Raw genomic sequence first — 20,277 nt, forward strand, 5'->3', positions numbered from 1 at the left:
CCTCTATCTGTTTGAATTGATCTCATCCAATATTTCGTCGACGCTAACCACTTTGTCGAAGCCTTCTGTGCTTTCCTTCTTGAAGACAATGCGGATAGTCATGAGGATGAGCTTCAAATCAAGTAAAAAGCTATAGTTTTCAATGTACATCAAATCGAGCTTAATTTTGTCGTAAGCTGATGTGTTGTACTTGCCATAAATCTGAGCGTAACCTGTGAGGCCTCCCTTTACCTTGTTTCTGAATTCAAATTCAGGGATGGCGGCTGTGTATTTCTCCACGTGCTCGGTGCGCTCTGGGCGTGGGCCAACGATTGACATATCGCCCTTTATAATATTGAAAATCTGTGGAAGCTCGTCGATACGAGTTGCACGGATTACATGTCCTACCTTTGTGATACGGTCGTCATCATCAGTGGCTGGGCGCTGCTCTGCATCCTCAACCATACTTCTGAACTTCAAGATATCGAATACCTTGCCATCCTTTGTGACGCGGGCCTGCTTGTAGAAAACAGGGCCATGATCCTCAAACTTGATTGCAAGTGCAACAATAAGCATAAGTGGTGAAAGGACAACTGCAGCAATAACACACAGAATCACATCAAAGAATCTCTTAACGATTTCCTGCTCAGGTGTGAGGCCTGTTGTGTTGATCATCACAAGTGGAGTATCAAACTGGTGAATGCCCTCGCCTCCAGAGATAATAACATCTGAAATCTTTGGAGTGATGTATGTCTCGATTTCGTGCATGTAGCAGTATTTCAACAAATCGTTTCGCTGCTCAGCACTAACATCCGAAATTACGATACCATCGTAGTCAGCAAGCATCTGGCAAATCTTATCAATGCCTTCATCGATGCTGACAATGTTTTTGATGTTGTAGCTATCTGCTCTAGTGTCCATCTTGAGCTTTAGCCCAACAGATTCTTTATTTCCGTACACCATCAAAAGCTTGCTAGCCTTTGAGTGGCGCTCATATATTGCGAAGAAGATATATACGCTGATTCCAGAAATCAGGAAATTCCCAACTGTTAAAAGAAGCATTGGCTTCACTGGAATCATGATGTTTGCCATCAAGCAGAGCTGCAAGTATGTAACCGCATTTACGATAAAGATTGCAATCCACTGTGAGAACAACACATCTGCGATTTTCAAAATGCCATATTTAAAACCTTCACACAGATGAATGATTACCAGCATCAATATGAAGTATATTCCCATAAGCACATACTTACCACGGCCAAGGAATGGGAAGAAATACTCCCTATCAAATATCATATATTTCCAAACGAAATAGTATGCAACTGCCATGATAGCAAGCTCTATAACGCTCTCTATTTTTCTTATAGTATTCTTGTTTTTCAAATCTTATTTCTCCTAGAAACAACATTCAGTAGTCTATATAAATTTATTACAAAATGCAATCCTTAACATTATACCATTATCTGGGCTAAAATGCTCATTTTATTAATATGGCAACGCGAGGTTTTGTTTCAACCTGCTAGACACATCATATCTGCCAAGTTATGTCAGTCAAGGGCAAGCCTCCGGAGCTTCGCTCCCTTGACTTCATAACTTTTGGCAGATAAATGTTAGTCAAGCAGGTTTGAAACTGGGACTGTGGCGGAGCCACTAGTCTATGAGTAGATGGCGACACGCGGATTGGCGCTTTCTGCAATACGGCGTGTCTTTTTTGCAGGCCTCGGACACGCGCTTTTGCTATGCCTTCAATTCAGCGTGTCAATTTTAGGCTACTTGAACACGCCGTTTTGCTATTTTTGCACTAGTCAAGCAAAAGTAGACAGGTTTACGTGTTTTTACACATAGTTTCTCCACTGTAATACTCTCGATACTGTTTTGGAGTCAGATAACTCAGAGAGTAGGCAGGGCGTTCTTCATTGAAGAACACTATGTAGCTGGCAATGTCTTTTTCAATAGTGGCATTGCTTGTTATATGTAGATCACTAAATATCTCTGCCTTAATCCAACCATTAATCGCTTCCATAGCAGCATTATCAGTAGGAGTTCCCGCACGGGACATAGAGTGAATTATGTTATAAAGTGGCAGTATTTCATTAAAGTTTTTAGATGCATAAACGGACCCTTGGTCGGTATGCAGAATCATCTGAAGGTCAGGGTATTGAGATTTGATATTTATAAGCTCATTAAGGCCGCTGATATACGTTCGTCTATCTCCACGCTTTGATGACAATGAATAAGTAAGAATCTCATTGTTCCATAAATCCATATAAAGTGTTAGCTCATAGTAAACTCCACCAAGACAGAATGCGGTCATATCGCTTACAACACATTCCATTGGACCATTGATATTCATGCCACTTAATAAAAGATTTGGAAATACTTTGTATGGATCTCCTGGCTTTTTGTATCTATAATGCTTTGCAATACTTGTTATCCCAGCCGCTTTACATATCCTGTGAGCGCGTTGATCAGACATAATGAGACCTGTATCAAGTCTTATTTTTGCATTAAGCCAACGGTATCCGTGAGATGGATACTTAGCATGATATTCTTTGAACACAAGCATGTCACTGACAAATGATTTCATTTTGTCAGAAGGATGCTCAAGGCGCTTTTTCCACTTGTAAAAGCCACTACGGTTAACATCAAGTACCTTACATAAATGTTTTACAGGGAACTTGCCAGACAGTTCAAAAATTATTTCGTATTCTTGTTGTTTAAAGAAATGAACTCCTTGTCTACACCAACTCCTTTCACTTCGTATCCTTTTTTTGCTCGCAGTTCATTTGCTTTGGCTTTGATAAGTTCATCAATAAGTTCTTCTTTAGACATTGCCATATATGCATCAATATCAGCCTCTTTGGAAGAAAGCTCAGTTATATTGCTGCATTTAGATTTTTTTCCATTGATTGTTGTAGATGTAGGAACCCCAATGGATTCTTTATAAGCTCTGATGCTTGTATCCAGAAAAGTTCCTTTACAACCATATTTTTCCATTGCCTCCGCTCTGGTTAATTCATGGTTATAAATCTGGCGTCCTATGTCTAATTTTTGTTCTTTAGAGTATCGCATATAGCACCTCACTGTCTTTGATTATGTAAACAAGAATACTTTTATAAATAGATGTTACCTTTATAAAATACAGATGTCTACATAATGCGTGTAGTGTCTACTTTTACGTTACCACTTCATTTTAAATTTCGGCGTGCTTCTTCTCCTTCTTCTAGACACGCGGATTCAGCAATCTTCCTTTTCCGCGTGCTTTTCGCCCTTCTGGAAGACACGCGCTTTCGTCGTTTTCTCTTTTCCGCGTGCTTTTCGTCCTTTTAGAAGACACGCAGATTTTCACTTTGCACTAGTCAAGCAAAAGTAGACAGGTTTACGTGTTTTTACACATAGTTTCTCCACTGTAATACTCTCGATACTGTTTTGGAGTCAGATAACTCAGAGAGTAGGCAGGGCGTTCTTCATTGAAGAACACTATGTAGCTGGCAATGTCTTTTTCAATAGTGGCATTGCTTGTTATATGTAGATCACTAAATATCTCTGCCTTAATCCAACCATTAATCGCTTCCATAGCAGCATTATCAGTAGGAGTTCCCGCACGGGACATAGAGTGAATTATGTTATAAAGTGGCAGTATTTCATTAAAGTTTTTAGATGCATAAACGGACCCTTGGTCGGTATGCAGAATCATCTGAAGGTCAGGGTATTGAGATTTGATATTTATAAGCTCATTAAGGCCGCTGATATACGTTCGTCTATCTCCACGCTTTGATGACAATGAATAAGTAAGAATCTCATTGTTCCATAAATCCATATAAAGTGTTAGCTCATAGTAAACTCCACCAAGACAGAATGCGGTCATATCGCTTACAACACATTCCATTGGACCATTGATATTCATGCCACTTAATAAAAGATTTGGAAATACTTTGTATGGATCTCCTGGCTTTTTGTATCTATAATGCTTTGCAATACTTGTTATCCCAGCCGCTTTACATATCCTGTGAGCGCGTTGATCAGACATAATGAGACCTGTATCAAGTCTTATTTTTGCATTAAGCCAACGGTATCCGTGAGATGGATACTTAGCATGATATTCTTTGAACACAAGCATGTCACTGACAAATGATTTCATTTTGTCAGAAGGATGCTCAAGGCGCTTTTTCCACTTGTAAAAGCCACTACGGTTAACATCAAGTACCTTACATAAATGTTTTACAGGGAACTTGCCAGACAGTTCAAAAATTATTTCGTATTCTTGTTGTTTAAAGAAATGAACTCCTTGTCTACACCAACTCCTTTCACTTCGTATCCTTTTTTTGCTCGCAGTTCATTTGCTTTGGCTTTGATAAGTTCATCAATAAGTTCTTCTTTAGACATTGCCATATATGCATCAATATCAGCCTCTTTGGAAGAAAGCTCAGTTATATTGCTGCATTTAGATTTTTTTCCATTGATTGTTGTAGATGTAGGAACCCCAATGGATTCTTTATAAGCTCTGATGCTTGTATCCAGAAAAGTTCCTTTACAACCATATTTTTCCATTGCCTCCGCTCTGGTTAATTCATGGTTATAAATCTGGCGTCCTATGTCTAATTTTTGTTCTTTAGAGTATCGCATATAGCACCTCACTGTCTTTGATTATGTAAACAAGAATACTTTTATAAATAGATGTTACCTTTATAAAATACAGATGTCTACATAATGCGTGTAGTGTCTACTTTTACGTTACCACTTCACTTTTTCCATTTCCGCGTGTCTCCGACTAATCCTTCGACACGCAGATTTTGCAATTCTGCACTTCTGCGTGTCTATATTTCACTGCCCCGACACGAAGATTCTACAAATCTTAAATTCTGCGTGTCGCCATTACCTCTCCCTGACACGAAGATTACGCTATACTCCGTTTCTTCGTGTCTCTAATTCACATCTCCGACACGTAAATTCTACGATTCACTAATTCTTCGTGTCTTTTTTCTCTTTCATAGACACGAAGATTCCTGCTTCCTCAGAGTCTTCGTGTCTCTCACTTAAAAAATTGACACGAAAATCTCCAGCTGCACCGAATCTTCGTGTCTTTCGCTTTAAATCCAGACACGAAAATCTAGACTTCCGCCAACTCTTCGTGTCTCCGACCTTCCCTTGGTACTGGTGGCTTCGCCACAGTCCAAGTTTCAAACCTGCTTGACCACCCTATATCAGTTGGAGGGCTAGGGTCAAGAGGCGTAGCGCCGCAGGCCTTGCTCTTGACGCTAGACCGAAGGCTGATATGCTGTGGCTAGCAGGTTGAAACAAACTCTTCAGGCTAGCCAGAAAACTAGAGAAAGCCTCAACCCCTTCAATTAGCCATCACAGCAGCAAAGCCTTCCCCTGGCACTGGTGGCTTTGCCACAGTCCCAGTTTCAAACCTGCTTGACCACCCAATATCAGTTGGAGGGCTAGGGTCAAGAGGCGTAGCGCCGCAGGCCTTGCTCTTGACGCTAGGCCGATGGCTGATATGCTGTGGCTAGCAGGTTGAAACAAGCTCTTCAGACTAGCCAACAAACTCAAACAAACCACTGTCCTGCAATTAGCTTCCACATCAGCATAGCCTCTCCCCTGACAACAAAAAAGCGCCCCGCAGGGCGCAAGATATCATTATTGAATTCCTTTTAGTAGAATGTCTGCGATGTACTCCATATCAGCATCGTCATATGTCTGTGTGATTGGTAGTGGTACCAAATACTTGGAGAGCTTCTTTTCGAATGCGTTTGTGTCTTTGGATTCTTCAATCCATCTCCACCAACGTGGCACATAGATTTTATTTTCAACAAGCATCTCCCTGAGACCTTCCTTTTCAAACAAGAATGGGTAAACCATAGGGGCTCCATTTTCGAGAACTGGTTTCAGCTCGTTATACTGGCCTAATAATTCATGGAGCTTGTTGAAATTAGAAATACGTTTTTCGTTTACTGATGCCAAATCGATGCCTGACATCATTGTCTCTGTCAACTTTGACATGTAGCACATTCCTTCTACATTGATGTGCTCTTCGTTTTCTTTTGACATAGCATAGGCTTCGTTTGGCCCTGCTTCTATTGCTTTCAACAAAAAGCCTGCTGCATCGGCGCTTTCCCCTGTAGGAATATCCAAACGAGGGATATCAGCGCCAACTAAGAAAGCACCATCAGCCACGCCAAAGAATTTACGACAACTGTATGCACTTAATGTTCCACGCATTGGCTCTGTAAAAAAGCCTTGAGTATTATCAAATAGGACATGACTATGCTCTGCAATAATATCCTGCTGCATCACATGTGTCATGATGCCAAAGTAATTCGTATATACAAAGAGGGCTCTGTCATCAAATCCATCTTCAGGCTCGATAGGCATAAGCTGCTCATCAATATTATAATAACGAACTTCCACGCCGGCCTCTAAAAGACCAGCCTCTACTGTCTTACAAGTGTAGTATGGGATGTAGCAAGTTTTGTAGTTGAATGCAAGACATGCATAGGCAATGGCATTACGACCACTGTTCAACGCTACATAGTCAAAGCCTGGGAAATAATCCGTATTAATTTTATTGATTTCTAGTGGCAAGCATCCGCCATATTCCTTCTGCATATCTTTTCTCCATATACAACGGAATCCAGCCTTAATAGCCGGATTCCAAAATTATTATAATTATTTGTCGAATCTTCCTACGAAGTCCATTGTGCTGCAATCCTTCATTGGGAATTCAACTGATTCTCCTGTTGCAGCTGATTTATAAATAGCAAGAACCATTTCAAGGGCGCGACGTCCTGCCTCGCCGTTTACATATGGCTCTCTGTCGTTTTCGATAGCGTCGATAACATCACGATAGAGCTTTGTATGACCAAAGCCGTATACGTTTGGAGGAAGCTCTGAGCATTCCTTCTTAACCTGCTCTGGCTCGTCAATGTAATCTGAGAAATTCCACTCTTCAAGAAGGTTTACAGCATCGCCGCCGGCCTTAACTGTACCCTTGTCGCCGAAGATGTAAAGTGTCTCCTCGAGGTTCTTAGGAAATACGTCTGTAGTTCCTTCGATGATACCGTAGCTACCGTTTGCAAACTGAACGAGAGCGATACCAAGGTCCTCGGCCTGGATGTAGTCGTGCTTTAATCTGTCTGTCATACCTACGACACGAACAACATCATCACCCATCATCCAACGAAGAAGGTCGATATCGTGGATACACTGATTCATAAGTGCTCCGCCGTCCTGCTCCCATGTGCCTCTCCATGAAGCGCGGTCATAGTATTCGTGGTCACGAGCCCAGCGAATGTGAGCTGTACCGTATAAAAGACGACCAAATCTGCCCTTTTCAAGAGCTTCTCTAATCATCTGGATTGACTTGTTAAATCTGTTCTGGTGGCAAGCACAAACCTTAACACCTTTCTTGTGTCCTGCTTCGATGATTTTATCTGCATCTGCAAGTGAAAGAGCAATTGGCTTTTCGATGATAACGTTGCAGCCAGCCTCGATACAATCGAGGGCAATCTGTGCATGCTTACCTGACTCTGTAGCGATTGCTACAAGCTCTGGCTTCATCTCCTCAAGCATCTTTTTGTAATCTGTGTATTGCTTAACATAGCTTGCATCAAGATCGAACTTCTTGATTTTATCTTCTGTGTTTTTAAGGTCAAGGTCGCAAAGTGCAACTAAATCAAGGCCTGTTTTCTGTGATGCTACTACGTGGTTTGGTGAAATACGTCCGCATCCAATAATTGCATATCTCATTACTATTTCCTCCTTTATGCTGTGATGATTTCTTACGCTCACAAGCCCTTGTACTCTTTTTTGAACTATGAAACGTTCTACAAAAGAGCACTAGGAGCTTGTTAGCTAGAAATCAGCCTAGCTTTCCTTTTTCAAAAGACTATACGATACGAGATACGTATAGTATGGTGTCATGTATTTATAGAACATATCGATGCCCAAGTCCATAAACACAAATGAAATCATAAATGAAAATATTATCAACTTTGCCATTTTGTTTTTGGTAAAGAATGATTTAATGATTAGGTAAACTGGGAACCAGTAATACATTATAAACCCAAAGATTCCAAAAGAGAATAATAGCTCGAGGAAATTCATGTGGGTGTGAATGTTTCGGTATGCAATAACTGTTCCTTCGTTTGGTCTGTACTCTTCAAGCAATGAATATGGCATTTGCTTGAATGCATAGAAGCCGTGGCCGAAAATTGGGTGTTCCCAGAAATGCTCCTTCACCGCAGCGATAACTGCCATTCGCTGTCCTGTGCTGGTGTGCAAATCGTATTCTGTAGCGCCGATTCCTGAAAACATTTCAACGATTCTATCTCCGATGATTCCATATAACGCTGGAATCAACATAATAGCTGCTGAACCTGCCACAGCAATAACTACAAGGATTAGAATGTTTCTTCTAACTGTCTTTTTATCTTTTGCCGAACCGAGAAGCATAATTGCAAATACAAGTACGATTGGAAGCACTGACGATTTTGAACCAGATGCTACAATCTGGAATATTGCGAGCAAAACTCCTGGCAAATGCTTTTTGAACTGTCTATTAATGATTACCTGATACAAAAGTGGAATCAACATAACCAATAGCAGATTTCCTGTATCAACACATGTGCCTGCTGGTGTAGCACCAACGCGGGATGTCATGCCTTCTAGCCATTCGCCCCACACCGGATCAAAGATAAGGCTTGTAATAAGCGTAGCCACTATGACGATGTTGCCGGCCCAAGAAATCACATCAAGCATATCCTCTTTGTTGTGGAAGAGAATAATCATAATAAAAATAGCAGGAACAACTGTCAGAATGTGGTACTGACGGCTGTACATATCAGTGTAAACGCCAAGTTTGAAATGACCATATATAAATACTAGTACTGAAAAAGCTATAAGCCATACCATAGCTGGATTCAGTAAAGCCTGTTTTGTTGTATTTTTATCCTTTACAAAAAGAAGAAAACACCAGGCTGCCCCAAGAACATTTGCCACTACATTGGCAAGCACGTATTGCATTCCAAGGGCAATACCAAGGTCGCATCGAGCATACACGATAGCAGCTACCATTATTATGGATATTAGCCTTTTATGTTTGTAAATCTTATCCATCATAATCTCCATTAATTAAAAACAAAAACGTTTGGCGCTGATTTGAACCAAACAAGGCGAGCTCCAGCTTCGCTTAAATAAGCTGCCAAAGCTCCCGCTGTATAGTTAGGGCTGGTCATGATTGCATCTGTCGTATCGAAGATTGCAACTTCTGGATTGACCAACTCGTAAAAACCTGTTTCAGTAGGCATGCTATTATTGCCATGGTGTCCGCATTGAAGAATATCTGCCTTCAATTCATCACCATAAGTTTCAACTAAATAGTTTGCCATGTATTCGCTATGGCAATCACCGCAAATAAGAATGCTGCGATTTGGTGTAGCCATTTTAAAAACTAGCGAATCGTTATTTGGAATATCCTCACGACAATCTACAACCACATCATCAAATGCATTGAAGAAGGTGATAGTCAAATCATCACTGAAGGTTAAAACATCGTCTCTTTGGACATAATTGATATTGTCTGCCTCTGCTGTGATTTCCTGGAACTTGTTGAAAGAATCAACATCATCCCATTCCTGTGCTACGCTGTAGAACAAATCAGCATCCAGTGGTGTGATATAAACCTGATCGATAGTGATGCCCTGTGGATCCTCGTAAATTGCATTGAAAGCATCGATGTGGTCCATGTGATAATGAGTGATTATCCAAGCGTCGACCTCGCCTCCCAATGCTTTGATATTCTCGCGAAGTGTATCGTCGTTTTCACCGTGTCCACCATCGATGACGATAAGTGTACCATCCTTTTGGTTGTACATTGTGTAGCACATGCACTGCAAATCTGAACCGTCATCGTACTCTGTCAAAATCCAATCTCCGTAGATTGGAGTGAGAACTGCATAATATGGTGTGCGGCCGTAAAGCTCAAACCCGTAATTAAGATATGTATTCAGGATATCTTCTGCCGCTGATACAACAACATAATCCACATTATTTTCAGCGCAGTAGTCTGCAACTGCCTTTGGATTAGGTGTTGGATTTGTAAGCTCGTATGCTATATCATCAATTTCTCTGCCATATGGCATAGAGAATCTGCTGTCTATTTGACGTAGATAAATTGTGACATCCAATGGCGCCATGATACGGATTGTATCACCTTCATAATCAGCAAATACATCGCTGATGGTGATAACATCCTGAGGAACCTTATTGCGATTCTCAGCCTTTGTAAACCAATCCTCAGTGTAAAGGCATCTGCCACAGATACACACTACTGCCAGACTGACAACCAGTGCTATAAGCTTTTGCTTACCTTGAAATCTCATTACAAAAAGTGTCAGGCCATATGCCACAATAATCAGCACTGGAATCACACTATAAAAGCGCAAGTAATATTGTTCAAATGCGTTTTCCTTGAGAATCCATTTGCCGATTATCAAGGTCAACGGATTATATATGAAAACTAACACAAGTCCTGTATACCATAGAAATGTGTATCGTTTTATTTTTTCTTTTTCAAAGAATAGAATCAGCCCTAAAGCAACTACAAACAATAATGCATATGCAAGCTTGCCCCAAAATGTGGCTGATATTCCTGTTATGACATTAATCCATTCCATAAATTATAAAAGAAATTTGGCTCCCATTGTCTTTGTAGTAACAGTGCTACGCTTACATAAATGATTGCCTGAACAAAAGGGCCAAACAGACCGGCAAGCAAATAGCGTATGCCGTAGATTCTACGGTTGTATACTGACATCAAAACGAACATTCCCACCACCATAATAGTGACAAGCAACGCTGATGTGACTGTAAGAGAGCATGCGCCTAGTGACACCAAGCAAATAGTCAGTGCTACTCGCTTATCAAGTTCTTCAGCAAATGCTCTAGCTAAAAAGCAAATCATAAACGGAACTACAACTGCTGTGAGCACCGCTTTGCCCTGCCACAATGCACAAAGCAAACGGAAGGTTGGTGAATAATGGGAAAACATTCCCATGATGTATGTTACCGATAGGATAATCATAAAAATCAACCTATCATCCGTTTTGGCAAATAGGAATCTAGCCATGTAATAATAAATACCATATGCTACCAAAAGCATAATTACAGGCAAAATAGTGTGGCAAACTGTTGTGACATCAAATGATGATACAACAGAAAGATAGGCTACATAAGTGGTCCAAGACTGTGCCACTCGCTTTGGTGATGTGTATGGTGCCTCACCCGTGATGAAGTTTACATTGGTGATCATATCGCTGTTGATATCGTCTACGGAAGTAACCACAACATCATAATCATCATAAGACCATTCGTTAATCTCGTAGCGGTATGCTGCATAAATCTGAAGCAACATGAGAACCGCAAGAATTATCGCATATACGATATTAAGCTTGTTTGTTTTTATTTCTCCAAATGTTTCTCTGCAATCAATCCTGTAGATTCCTAAATCCGTTTTGAATTTCTTGCCATCGATTACGATCCAAAGAATAACAAGCGCTACTACTATCAACGAATAGATGATAGACAATCTATGAAAGCCTCCCACAATAAGCTTTGTGGTCATGGTTTTGTTCTGGTACCAGCAGAACCCAAAATTCAGCATATAGAAAACTGCCTGAAGACTGAAGAATCCTGCAATGTAACAAACAATCGGGCTTTTCAATATTTGACTCTTTGCTCTGTATGTAATTAGTCTGCCCACTGCTACAGGCACAAGTGTGAAGTGTAGCAGGAAGGCTAAAGCTCTAATTAAAATCATTATTTATTCTCATCTAATCTTTTTTGTAAAAGGCATTTTGCAAATTCAAAGTCGATTGGATAATCGATGTCGATTGAATCCTCTCGCTTCATGATGTATGCAACTGTATTGTCGCAGTAGTATGTGCGCTTTTCCTTAAGAAGCTTGTAATCCAAGATGTAGATAGCTCCGTTTGGCACGATGTATGTCTCGTTGTTCTGGCGGTTTGTCATGGTAATGCCCTGGCCAAAACCTGCGTTTTCAACACGGCCCTGCTCGTTGAGCTTGTGATACCAGCTAGCTGGAACCTCTGCCTCTGCAAAGGAAATAAGTGTAGTGGCACCATCCTTTTTGAACTGCTCCAATGCTTCATCGATGTGCTGCTCTGTACGGAGAGGCACTGTTGGAAGAAGCACCATGAACTTTTCAATCTGCTCTCCTGTTTCATTCATAACAAACTCTGTTGCATGAAGATAAACATCGATAGCTGATGCTGTATCGCTTGAAAGCTCTGCTGGACGCATGAATGGAACCTCAGCTCCGTACTCGCGTGCAACTGCGGCGATAGCCTCATCATCTGTAGTAACGATGACACGATCTACGCCCTTTGCTTTCTTGGCTGCTTCTATCGTATATGCGATAAGAGGCTTGCCACAAATCTCTTTAATATTTTTTCCTGGGACTCCCTTAGAACCCCCACGTGCTGGAATAAATGCAATCATATTTTCCTCTCGCTTGTATACTATCAATCTGAATATACTCTTCTAATGATTTGTTACGCTCTCAAGCCTGACATCTTACTCCGCTCAACTACATGTTTCGCTTGAGCAAGAGTCAGAGCTTTATAGCTACAAATCACATTTAGTTTTTCAACAGCTTGATAGCTACAAGCTATTTAAACTTTTATTAATTTATTCAATCACAGATTCTACGAAGTAGAATCTTCCTTTAGAAATCACCCCACTGGAATAATTCGTCTGCTTCGATGTCACGCTTAAGTTCTTTGCCGATGAGCATTTCGTAGAACTTAGGTGAGATTGCTGTACCTGGGCGCTTGTAGTCGAGGTCTTCCTCTGTGAGGATGTGGCCTTTCTTGAGGTCATGAGCTGCTACGATTGAGCGCTTGTACTCTTCACGCTGATGCTTGCTTTCGTTTACAACCTTGCGGAAGCTTCCCATCATCTTGTAGCCCTGCTCTGCAGCGTCGCAGATGATTTTCATTTCCTCAGGGTTAGCTGAGATCTTGTGATCCCATCCCTTCATGTTCTTGTCCATTGTGAAGTGCTTTTCAATGATGCAAACATTCTTTGCAATAGACATGATAGGTGCAACCACACCAAATGTATGATCAGAGTATCCTGTAGGATATCCAAATGCCATGCGGTACATATCGATGTTGTTGAGGTTAACCTGCTCATCTGCTGGTGGGTAGATTGATACGCAGTGAAGCACGCAGATTTCCTTGCATCCGCCTGCCTCGATAGCTGCGATAGCGTTAACAACATCATCCATGCCTGTAAGTCCTGTAGAGATAACTACTGGCACACCCTTGCTTCCGATGTACTTAAGGAATGGTACGTTTTCAACGTCCATAGATGCGACCTTGATGAATGGAACATGAAGCTCATCAACAAGAAGATCCACGCCTGCCTTGTCGAAAGGTGTTGATGTGAAGTCGATGTCGAGCTCATCACAGTATGCCTTAAGCTCGTGATGCTGCTCCTTTGAAAGGGCGTAAGCTTCTACGATTGACTCAAGTGTATAGTCTGTTCTGTTGCGATAGTCATCGCCTAAGAAATAGTTGTCGTCGTAATTCTTCTTTGAGAATACATTGCTCTTTGTGAAAGACTGAAGCTTGATGCAGTCGGCACCGCACTCCTTTGCTGTCTTAATCATTGTCTTTGCAAGCTCCATATCACCATTGTGATTTGCTCCAAGCTCTGCAATTACGTATGGCTTTTTGCCACCTGTTACCATATCCTGATAATTAAATCTCATAGGAATCCTCCATTAAAATATTGCTCCACCAATAACCATTGCGGTCATGGCTTGTATCTATTGAATCAATATCCAGCTTCTGCAAATCCTGATACAGGTGCTCGAAGTAAGGATATCTCTTTGCCAAGTTTTTATAGTGTGTAAGCTTTACTTGATATTCCTGCTCCACATTGTGGCTGGTGCCAACCTGATTGCTATCGTGAATGCGATAGATGGTGTCGGCATTTTCAACAAGCTTGCCAGGGCCAATGTCCATAAGAAGCCTTGTAAAGAAATACCAATCAAACACTGGGCAATCTCCCTCTGAAAGTGTGGCCATGAAATCGTCGGTCAGCATGTGAAGATTGATTGCTGTGGTGCCCATTCCGATGAAGTTGGACTGGGATATAAGCCTAGCACTATCAACTGTTTTAGGCATGTTTTCAAGGACTGTTTTACCGTCCTCTGTAACTAATCCATTATAGTAGAAAGCATATGATTTGTCTAATTGGTAGGCCTCCTTGAAAGCCTGGATGCGGGTTGGTACAAATGTGTCATCTGCATCGCATACCACTAACAAATCATAGCCTAGAGCCTTGGCTTTCTTAATCATCTCGATGCGAGTCTGGGCGATGGTGCAGCCCAGCGGGCGTAGGTTGAGGAAATTGACTCTGCCATTGAGATGGACCAGGTTTTGATTTGCATCCTGCTGGTCATTAATCATATTAAGCCTAATCAAATCCTCATCTGTGTAATTGTCATTAGTTATCAACAAGTCGAAGTCTTTATCCTGCTGGTTATCCACGGATGTGAGTAAATCCTGGAGGAAAACTTCCGCCTGCTTGTATATAACTGTCCCTAAAACAGCTTTCATACTGCTTACCTCTTACAAATGTATTACTCTTGTTAACAGAGTAATCATATTGCACTCTATCTATGCCTATTTTTTTATAAAAAGTATTGCTATGCACTGAAGCTAACTTTTAATACTTTGAAATCTTTTATTTACACTCTTATAGAGACTTCATAGGTATTACTTTTTACTAAAATTGATTATTAATACTTTGACATCTCTATTTTTGCTTTCCTGAAGTCTTCAAAAGTATTAAATACTGCAATTATATATTTTTAATACCAGGAAAATAGAATAAATAACCATCACTCCATCTATGCCTATTATTTCAAAAGACCTGAAGTATTAATTTAACCTATATGCTTTTATTAATACTTTTTGCTTGAGTATTCTATATTTCCAGGTATTAAATAGTGATTTTCTCTATTATTAATACTTTCATTTTTATGTTTCGCCTCAAGCGTAGATTGCCGAGGCGATATTAGTTAAATGTTTTTAACATTCCAGTAAGAATCTGTAGATTCATGTATAAAACATAATAACTAGCCTATAAATGCATCCATCTCATCCATGAGAGTCTTCTTGTCGAAGTGGGATTTGTTGTAGTTGCGAGAGTTCTCACCAAGCTGCGCAAGGCGCTCTGGTGATAGCTTACTCATAGCAACAATGCTGACAGCAAGCTCCTCTGCATCCCCGATATCTGAGCACATACCGCAATCAGCCTCGTTTATAATACGGGCTGTTTCGCCGCGGGCTGAGGCAATGATTGGCATTGCGCAGGCCATGTATGACTGAAGCTTTGCTGGGATTGTTTTAGCAAAAAGCTCGTCATCTGCAAATGAAATGAACGCTGCATCGCCTGTTGCAAGAAGTGCTGGCACTTCCTCTGGCTTTACACGGCCAGCAAATTCAAACATATCCCAAACTCCATTTTGTGTGATGGAGTGTTCAAATGACTTTCTAGCTCTGCCATCTCCAACAATCGTGAATCTGATGTTTTTGATTCCCTCATCGCGGATTTTTTTAGCCGCATATGGAAGAATTTCCAGACCCTGAGCCTGACCAATGTTTCCTGTGAAGATCACATTGAAGCCTTTATGCTCTTTCTTTGGCTGTGGCTGATAAAATTCCTCGGCATACTGTGGCCAGAAGGAAACCTTATCCTGCTCGTCTTCATCCACAAGCTTGCGAATCTCTGTAACGAAGCTTGGGCTGGTGCCCCATATGTGAGTGCAGCCTTTATAGATTTTTCTAACCATTCGCTCGATTGGCTTGAGTACAAGTGGCGAATGGATTCCTGTAATCATTTCTACGTTATCAGGCCATAAATCCTGCACATACAAATAGCATGGGATGTGATGCATTCTTGCATATCTCACTCCCACTTTACACTGATTCATAGGAGATGTCTCAAACATGAACACCTCGTCAGCCTTTATCTTTGTGAACAAGCTCCACCAAAAGCCAAAGAATGGAAAGCTAAAGTAATTCATTACCAAGCCAAACTTTCCTTTTCCTCTAGCGATAAGAGGAATGCGGTGGACTTCCACGCCATTAATTGTTTCTTTTGTATTTTTGAACCAGCCATAGCCTGGGTAGAATTTACCCTCCGGGTAATTTGGAATGCCTGTAACTACAGTTACTTTGTAGCCGCGCTTTACCCACTCGAAGGCCATGTCATTTATCCTAAATTGTTCAGGATAGAAGTACTGGCAAATTATCAAAATATGTTTTTTCAAATTTATCTCCCGCTAGTCGAAACGGCGTACGGTTTTTGCTGGGACGCCAACGACTTCGCATCTTCCCTTCGTGTTTTTGATAACGCAAGAGCCAGCCCAGATATGGGTCTCGTCTCCGATTGTCTTGCCCTGTACGATTTGTGAGCCGGTGCCAACTTCGATGAGGTTGCCAAGTGTGCAAGCTCCGGAAATGTTGGCGTTAGGGTTGAGTGTGTTGAAATCACCAAGTGTGCTATCGTGGGCCACTGTACAGTTGAAGTTGATAAGATTCTGGTTGCCGATTTTTACATCAACTGTAAGGATAGCGCCTGCGCAGATAACATTGCCCTCTCCCATTGCGACGCTATCTGACAAAGTTGCAGATGGGTCGATGAGATTAGGAAAGTGTACATGAGGATTCTTTTTATAAAGCTCATACAAAAACTTTCTGCGCTCCATTGAGCCCATGGCGATGACTACATCCAAATCCTCAGTAGCTTCAGTAACGAAGCTATCATCGCCAACTACATCTTCGCCTGGTTCAATATCTATATAACCTAAAATAATCCATGTTGGATTTACTGCATTGATGCGCTCTGCCAGCCACTTTGTCTCTTTGCCGGCTCCGCCTGTTCCTGCAATAACTAAGTTTCTCATATTTTCTCCAATTCAATTCTCTACGAATGTTTATTAGTGCTTGCTATCTGTAATAGCAATATTCTGGCCGCTGATCATATCCGCGCCGTCAGAAAGTAGGAATGCAAGTGTAGGCACAACCTGGTCAACTGTGAGGTTCTTGCCCATAGGCATATCAGCTGCATTCATTTCCTTGATGAGGTCTGGAAGATTATCAAGGAAGCGTGTCTCTATCATCTCTGGGCTGACGCCATTAACTGTAATCCCCTTATCTGCATACTCTACAGCTAGTGACTTCATAAGACCTAAAAGGGCGTATTTTGTAGTGGTGTAGACGCTCTTGTACTTAGGTGGCATGCCAACTGTGCATGATGTAAGCATGAAGATTACCTTGCCATATTTTTGCTTTGTCATAAAGGGCAAAAAATCGCCCAGTATATCAACTATTGGACGAAGGTCTGTCTCAGTTGCTGCTGCAAAATCACACCAGCCGAGCTTTTTGAATTTTTCATTTTCCATTGGAGCTGCAGCAAGATGTACCACGTGATCAGGCTTGAGTTCTCTTTCAGCCATAAAATCAAGCATCTTTCTCACCGACATTGCATCAGCAAAATCAGCCTGTACCATAACAAGCTTATCTCCAAGCTTCTCCTCTAATGGAAGAAGACGTGATGCGCTGCTGCGATAGTGAGCCACGATGGTATCGTAATTGTCAGCCACCAATTCAATAAGTGCAGTTCCTAGTTCTGAGGACGCACCTGTCACGAATAATGTCTTGTTTTCTCTCATCTAATCTCCCTCTATACCACGAGAATACCCATGGTTCCTCGCAGTACCTTTTTTCCATCCTGATTTGTGATGGTTACTTTTAATTCAAGACGCTGAACGCTTTCCACAAGCTCTACGATTTCGCCTGTAACTGTAAGCTCGTCGCCGATATATACTGGCTTTGCGAACTTTGTCTCCACCTGCTGGATGAGGCTGCGCTCACCAGGAATGTAGACACCAGCTAATGTAGAAAGGAAACTTGCTGTGAGCATGCCATAAGCCACACGGCCTGGATGGCCCTTTGCCTTTGCAAACTCCTCATCATTATGAAGTGGGTTGACATCCCCTGTGATGCCCTTGAAAGCATCGAGCATGGCCTCAGTGATTGTCACCTTGAAGCTCTCTGTCATCCCCACAGTTAATTCATCAAATTTATAGTTATTCATATACTTTTCATCCAGCTTGTTACGCTCTCAATCCTGAGCATGCTCCGCTCGACAACACGTCTCGCTTGAGCAATACTCAGAGATTTATAGCTACAAGCTTCATCTAAATCTGTTATGTATCTATTTACTTGAATACTTTTCTACGATAATTTCGATACGATTGTGTCAACCATTTCGCCTACGTTCTTAAGTGACTGGATTTCCTTCATGTCGAACTTTACGTTGAACTTCTTTTCGCATGCAACTACAAGGTTGATCTGTTCAAGTGAATCCCAATCTTCGATATCGTCAGCTGTTGTTGCATCTGTAAGCTCGATATCATCATCGTCGAATACATCTCTAAATATATCTGTTAATGTTGCAAATACTTCTTCTCTTGTCATTTTATTTCCTCCAAATCAATTGATTAGTATATTCCAATTGAATTCAAAATCTCTGGTGCTGCCATGCCATCTCTTAAATGCATTAAGAAGTAGATGGTACCGCACAAGCCAACCATAAGGGCTACATTTTGAATCAAAATCAATGCTAATGCTTTTTTATTTTCCTTGGCATCAGAACCCAGAGCAATGCACATGCACATATAAACCGGGATTAGATAGCGGTAAGATATCTGAATACGCTCACTGCCCTCAGCTGGTGTGAATCGAACCAGGCAGCCTGCAAAAATAGCAACTACGCAAGCCAATAGGCCAAGTCCAATAATAACGTATTGCCACTTTTTAAGGCGATTGCCTTTATTAATAATCAAACCAACAATTAAAACTACGAGCATCACAATAATGCAAGCCATAGGTACCTGTGCATTAAGCTTGATATGACCAAGCTCAGAACCAATAACATGGTTGATGTTGTACCAGAAATCTACTTTGATTCCCTCCCAAGCAAACTTAAGTGTGCCAATAGGATCTGCCATAACATCGTACATGCTGTATGCTGCACGGCTAGCATCCTGCTCTATAGTTGCATGGTTGTGTGAAAGAACAAACATATCATATAACTGGTATTTATACTTTCCAGCGAACTTCTTGATTACTACAAGGGCTCCTGCTATAAATGCTCCTGCCAAAACATACTCATACCATTTTTTGCTCTTTGCTACATCTGTCCACCATTTCTTAAGTGGAATAGCAAAAAAACCATACTGCAAACAGGGTATAAACCATTTTGTTTGGAATAAGGATTACTACTATCAATCCGATTAAGTATACATGCCATGCATGAACCTTTGTCTTTTCCTGACTTAAATACAGGCAGACTGTCAACAAAATGAATGAAAACAGGATACTCATATTGTCGTATGAATATGATGAGCAAAGCTGCAAGGTGGTTGGGAAGAGTGAGAACATCAGCAGCTGCAGCTTTCCAACAGGAAGCAGCTTGATACAAACCCAACCAGCCAGCACGAGTGTAAGGCTGTTCATGAATCGGCCCATAAATACAAGGCCTGATAATCCGAATCCTAACAATCTTGCAATAGCTATTCCAAGTCCGGAAAGCAGATAACGCCTAGCCTGTGTAGGCTTTGTATAACACTGTACCAATTCCTTCATATCGTCATCGGTATGGAACCAATTGCCATCAGACAGAATCTGATACTGATATGGGAATGTAACATCGATGTAAGGCAATCTGTAGTAGTCTTCTGCTCGCATGTAGAAATAAGATGTGCCTTCAATCCAGTTGCCGTAGCTACCTGGAGTAGTATCGAAATCGTGGTCTTTCATTCCTAGATAAATATTGGAGCAATGGTATGCACTGTAGAAATGTTGAACCTCATCTGCTCCGGAGATAGGTGGCATTACCAACTGCATGCAGATACTCCACCCAATCGCCAATACCAGGTAGATTTTTGAGTAACTCCACTCTTTATCTAGAAGCAAAAACCTAGCCAAGTAGATAGTGAGTGCTATCATCACAATCAATATAAGGGCAAAATAACCATTGTAAAATTTTGTCTTTGAAGTGTCGAATGCGTTGAGGCAGAAGAACACAATTGAAAAGATGATTCCAAATGCGCTGACTAAAACTGTCCCCAGTTTAAACGCCTTATCCATTGTCATTGGATAAAAGAAACTCTTTATTTTTTCCAAGGATAAT

At 41.2% G+C, this 20,277-nt stretch carries 20 protein-coding genes; all 20 read right to left on the reverse strand.

From position 1 onward, the window contains the following. Window positions 1-3: 3 nt before the first annotated feature. The 20 genes from BO15_RS0102645 to BO15_RS0102745 all read right to left on the reverse strand — a co-directional run bounded on the left by BO15_RS0102645 (window position 4) and on the right by BO15_RS0102745 (window position 20,270). On the reverse strand, window positions 4-1,362 hold the full coding sequence (locus BO15_RS0102645; protein ID WP_033152123.1) for a sugar transferase: 1,359 nt from the start codon (window positions 1,360-1,362) through the stop codon (window positions 4-6). A 442-nt stretch (window positions 1,363-1,804) separates the two neighbouring features. Next, the gene (locus BO15_RS0102650) at window positions 1,805-2,743 is read right to left on the reverse strand and encodes an IS3 family transposase (RefSeq protein WP_330372040.1); all 939 of its coding nucleotides are present in this window, start codon (window positions 2,741-2,743) and stop codon (window positions 1,805-1,807) included. Then, window positions 2,677-3,051 (reverse strand): hypothetical protein, encoded by a 375-nt coding sequence (locus tag BO15_RS0102655; RefSeq protein WP_033152125.1) that lies wholly within the window; start codon window positions 3,049-3,051, stop codon window positions 2,677-2,679. Before BO15_RS0102655 ends, BO15_RS0102650 begins: the two co-directional genes overlap by 67 nt. Window positions 3,052-3,358: 307 nt before the next feature. Next, the gene (locus BO15_RS0102660) at window positions 3,359-4,297 is read right to left on the reverse strand and encodes an IS3 family transposase (protein ID WP_330372040.1); all 939 of its coding nucleotides are present in this window, start codon (window positions 4,295-4,297) and stop codon (window positions 3,359-3,361) included. Further along, the gene (locus BO15_RS0102665) at window positions 4,231-4,605 is read right to left on the reverse strand and encodes a hypothetical protein (RefSeq protein WP_033152125.1); all 375 of its coding nucleotides are present in this window, start codon (window positions 4,603-4,605) and stop codon (window positions 4,231-4,233) included. Before BO15_RS0102665 ends, BO15_RS0102660 begins: the two co-directional genes overlap by 67 nt. A gap of 1,017 nt (window positions 4,606-5,622) precedes the next feature. Beyond that, window positions 5,623-6,591 (reverse strand): hypothetical protein, encoded by a 969-nt coding sequence (locus BO15_RS0102675; protein WP_033152129.1) that lies wholly within the window; start codon window positions 6,589-6,591, stop codon window positions 5,623-5,625. Between the two features lie 60 nt (window positions 6,592-6,651). Beyond that, on the reverse strand, window positions 6,652-7,731 hold the full coding sequence (locus BO15_RS0102680; RefSeq protein ID WP_033152131.1) for a Gfo/Idh/MocA family protein: 1,080 nt from the start codon (window positions 7,729-7,731) through the stop codon (window positions 6,652-6,654). Between the two features lie 117 nt (window positions 7,732-7,848). After that, the gene (locus tag BO15_RS0102685; RefSeq protein ID WP_167541200.1) at window positions 7,849-9,057 is read right to left on the reverse strand and encodes an O-antigen ligase family protein; all 1,209 of its coding nucleotides are present in this window, start codon (window positions 9,055-9,057) and stop codon (window positions 7,849-7,851) included. Window positions 9,058-9,110: 53 nt separating this feature from the next. Next, on the reverse strand, window positions 9,111-10,658 hold the full coding sequence (locus BO15_RS0102690) for a ComEC/Rec2 family competence protein (protein WP_033152135.1): 1,548 nt from the start codon (window positions 10,656-10,658) through the stop codon (window positions 9,111-9,113). Further along, a complete protein-coding gene (locus tag BO15_RS0102695; protein ID WP_033152136.1) occupies window positions 10,637-11,800 on the reverse strand; it encodes a DUF6077 domain-containing protein in 1,164 nt (387 codons plus the stop codon). Before BO15_RS0102695 ends, BO15_RS0102690 begins: the two co-directional genes overlap by 22 nt. Beyond that, window positions 11,800-12,501 carry a cytidylyltransferase domain-containing protein gene (locus BO15_RS0102700; RefSeq protein WP_033152137.1) on the reverse strand — a complete coding sequence of 234 codons (702 nt, stop codon included), beginning with the start codon at window positions 12,499-12,501 and terminating at the stop codon, window positions 11,800-11,802. The genes BO15_RS0102695 and BO15_RS0102700 overlap by 1 nt, the downstream gene beginning before the upstream one ends. Window positions 12,502-12,727: 226 nt before the next feature. After that, window positions 12,728-13,777, reverse strand: coding sequence for an N-acetylneuraminate synthase family protein (locus tag BO15_RS0102705; protein ID WP_052169734.1), 1,050 nt, complete (start codon window positions 13,775-13,777; stop codon window positions 12,728-12,730). Continuing rightward, the gene (locus tag BO15_RS0102710; protein ID WP_033152138.1) at window positions 13,767-14,630 is read right to left on the reverse strand and encodes a hypothetical protein; all 864 of its coding nucleotides are present in this window, start codon (window positions 14,628-14,630) and stop codon (window positions 13,767-13,769) included. Before BO15_RS0102710 ends, BO15_RS0102705 begins: the two co-directional genes overlap by 11 nt. Before the next feature lie 521 nt (window positions 14,631-15,151). Then, entirely contained in the window at window positions 15,152-16,348 is a 1,197-nt protein-coding gene (locus BO15_RS0102715; protein WP_033152140.1) for a glycosyltransferase family 4 protein, read from the reverse strand. Between the two features lie 12 nt (window positions 16,349-16,360). After that, a complete protein-coding gene (locus BO15_RS0102720) occupies window positions 16,361-16,984 on the reverse strand; it encodes a hypothetical protein (RefSeq protein WP_052169735.1) in 624 nt (207 codons plus the stop codon). A 33-nt stretch (window positions 16,985-17,017) separates the two neighbouring features. Then, window positions 17,018-17,752, reverse strand: a complete 735-nt coding sequence (locus tag BO15_RS0102725) for an SDR family NAD(P)-dependent oxidoreductase (protein ID WP_033152144.1) — start codon at window positions 17,750-17,752, stop codon at window positions 17,018-17,020. 11 nt (window positions 17,753-17,763) lie between these two features. After that, window positions 17,764-18,177, reverse strand: a complete 414-nt coding sequence (locus BO15_RS0102730) for a MaoC family dehydratase (protein WP_033152146.1) — start codon at window positions 18,175-18,177, stop codon at window positions 17,764-17,766. Between the two features lie 140 nt (window positions 18,178-18,317). Next, window positions 18,318-18,560, reverse strand: coding sequence for an acyl carrier protein (locus BO15_RS0102735; RefSeq protein ID WP_033152148.1), 243 nt, complete (start codon window positions 18,558-18,560; stop codon window positions 18,318-18,320). A gap of 23 nt (window positions 18,561-18,583) precedes the next feature. Then, window positions 18,584-19,327: a hypothetical protein gene (locus BO15_RS0102740; RefSeq protein ID WP_033152150.1), complete on the reverse strand. Its 744-nt coding sequence runs from the start codon at window positions 19,325-19,327 to the stop codon at window positions 18,584-18,586. Then, window positions 19,296-20,270 (reverse strand): DUF2142 domain-containing protein, encoded by a 975-nt coding sequence (locus BO15_RS0102745; protein ID WP_033152152.1) that lies wholly within the window; start codon window positions 20,268-20,270, stop codon window positions 19,296-19,298. The genes BO15_RS0102740 and BO15_RS0102745 overlap by 32 nt, the downstream gene beginning before the upstream one ends. Window positions 20,271-20,277 lie beyond the last annotated feature (7 nt).

The sequence above is a fragment of the Pseudobutyrivibrio ruminis HUN009 genome, assembly GCF_000703005.1.
Lineage (GTDB): Bacteria > Bacillota > Clostridia > Lachnospirales > Lachnospiraceae > Pseudobutyrivibrio > Pseudobutyrivibrio ruminis_A.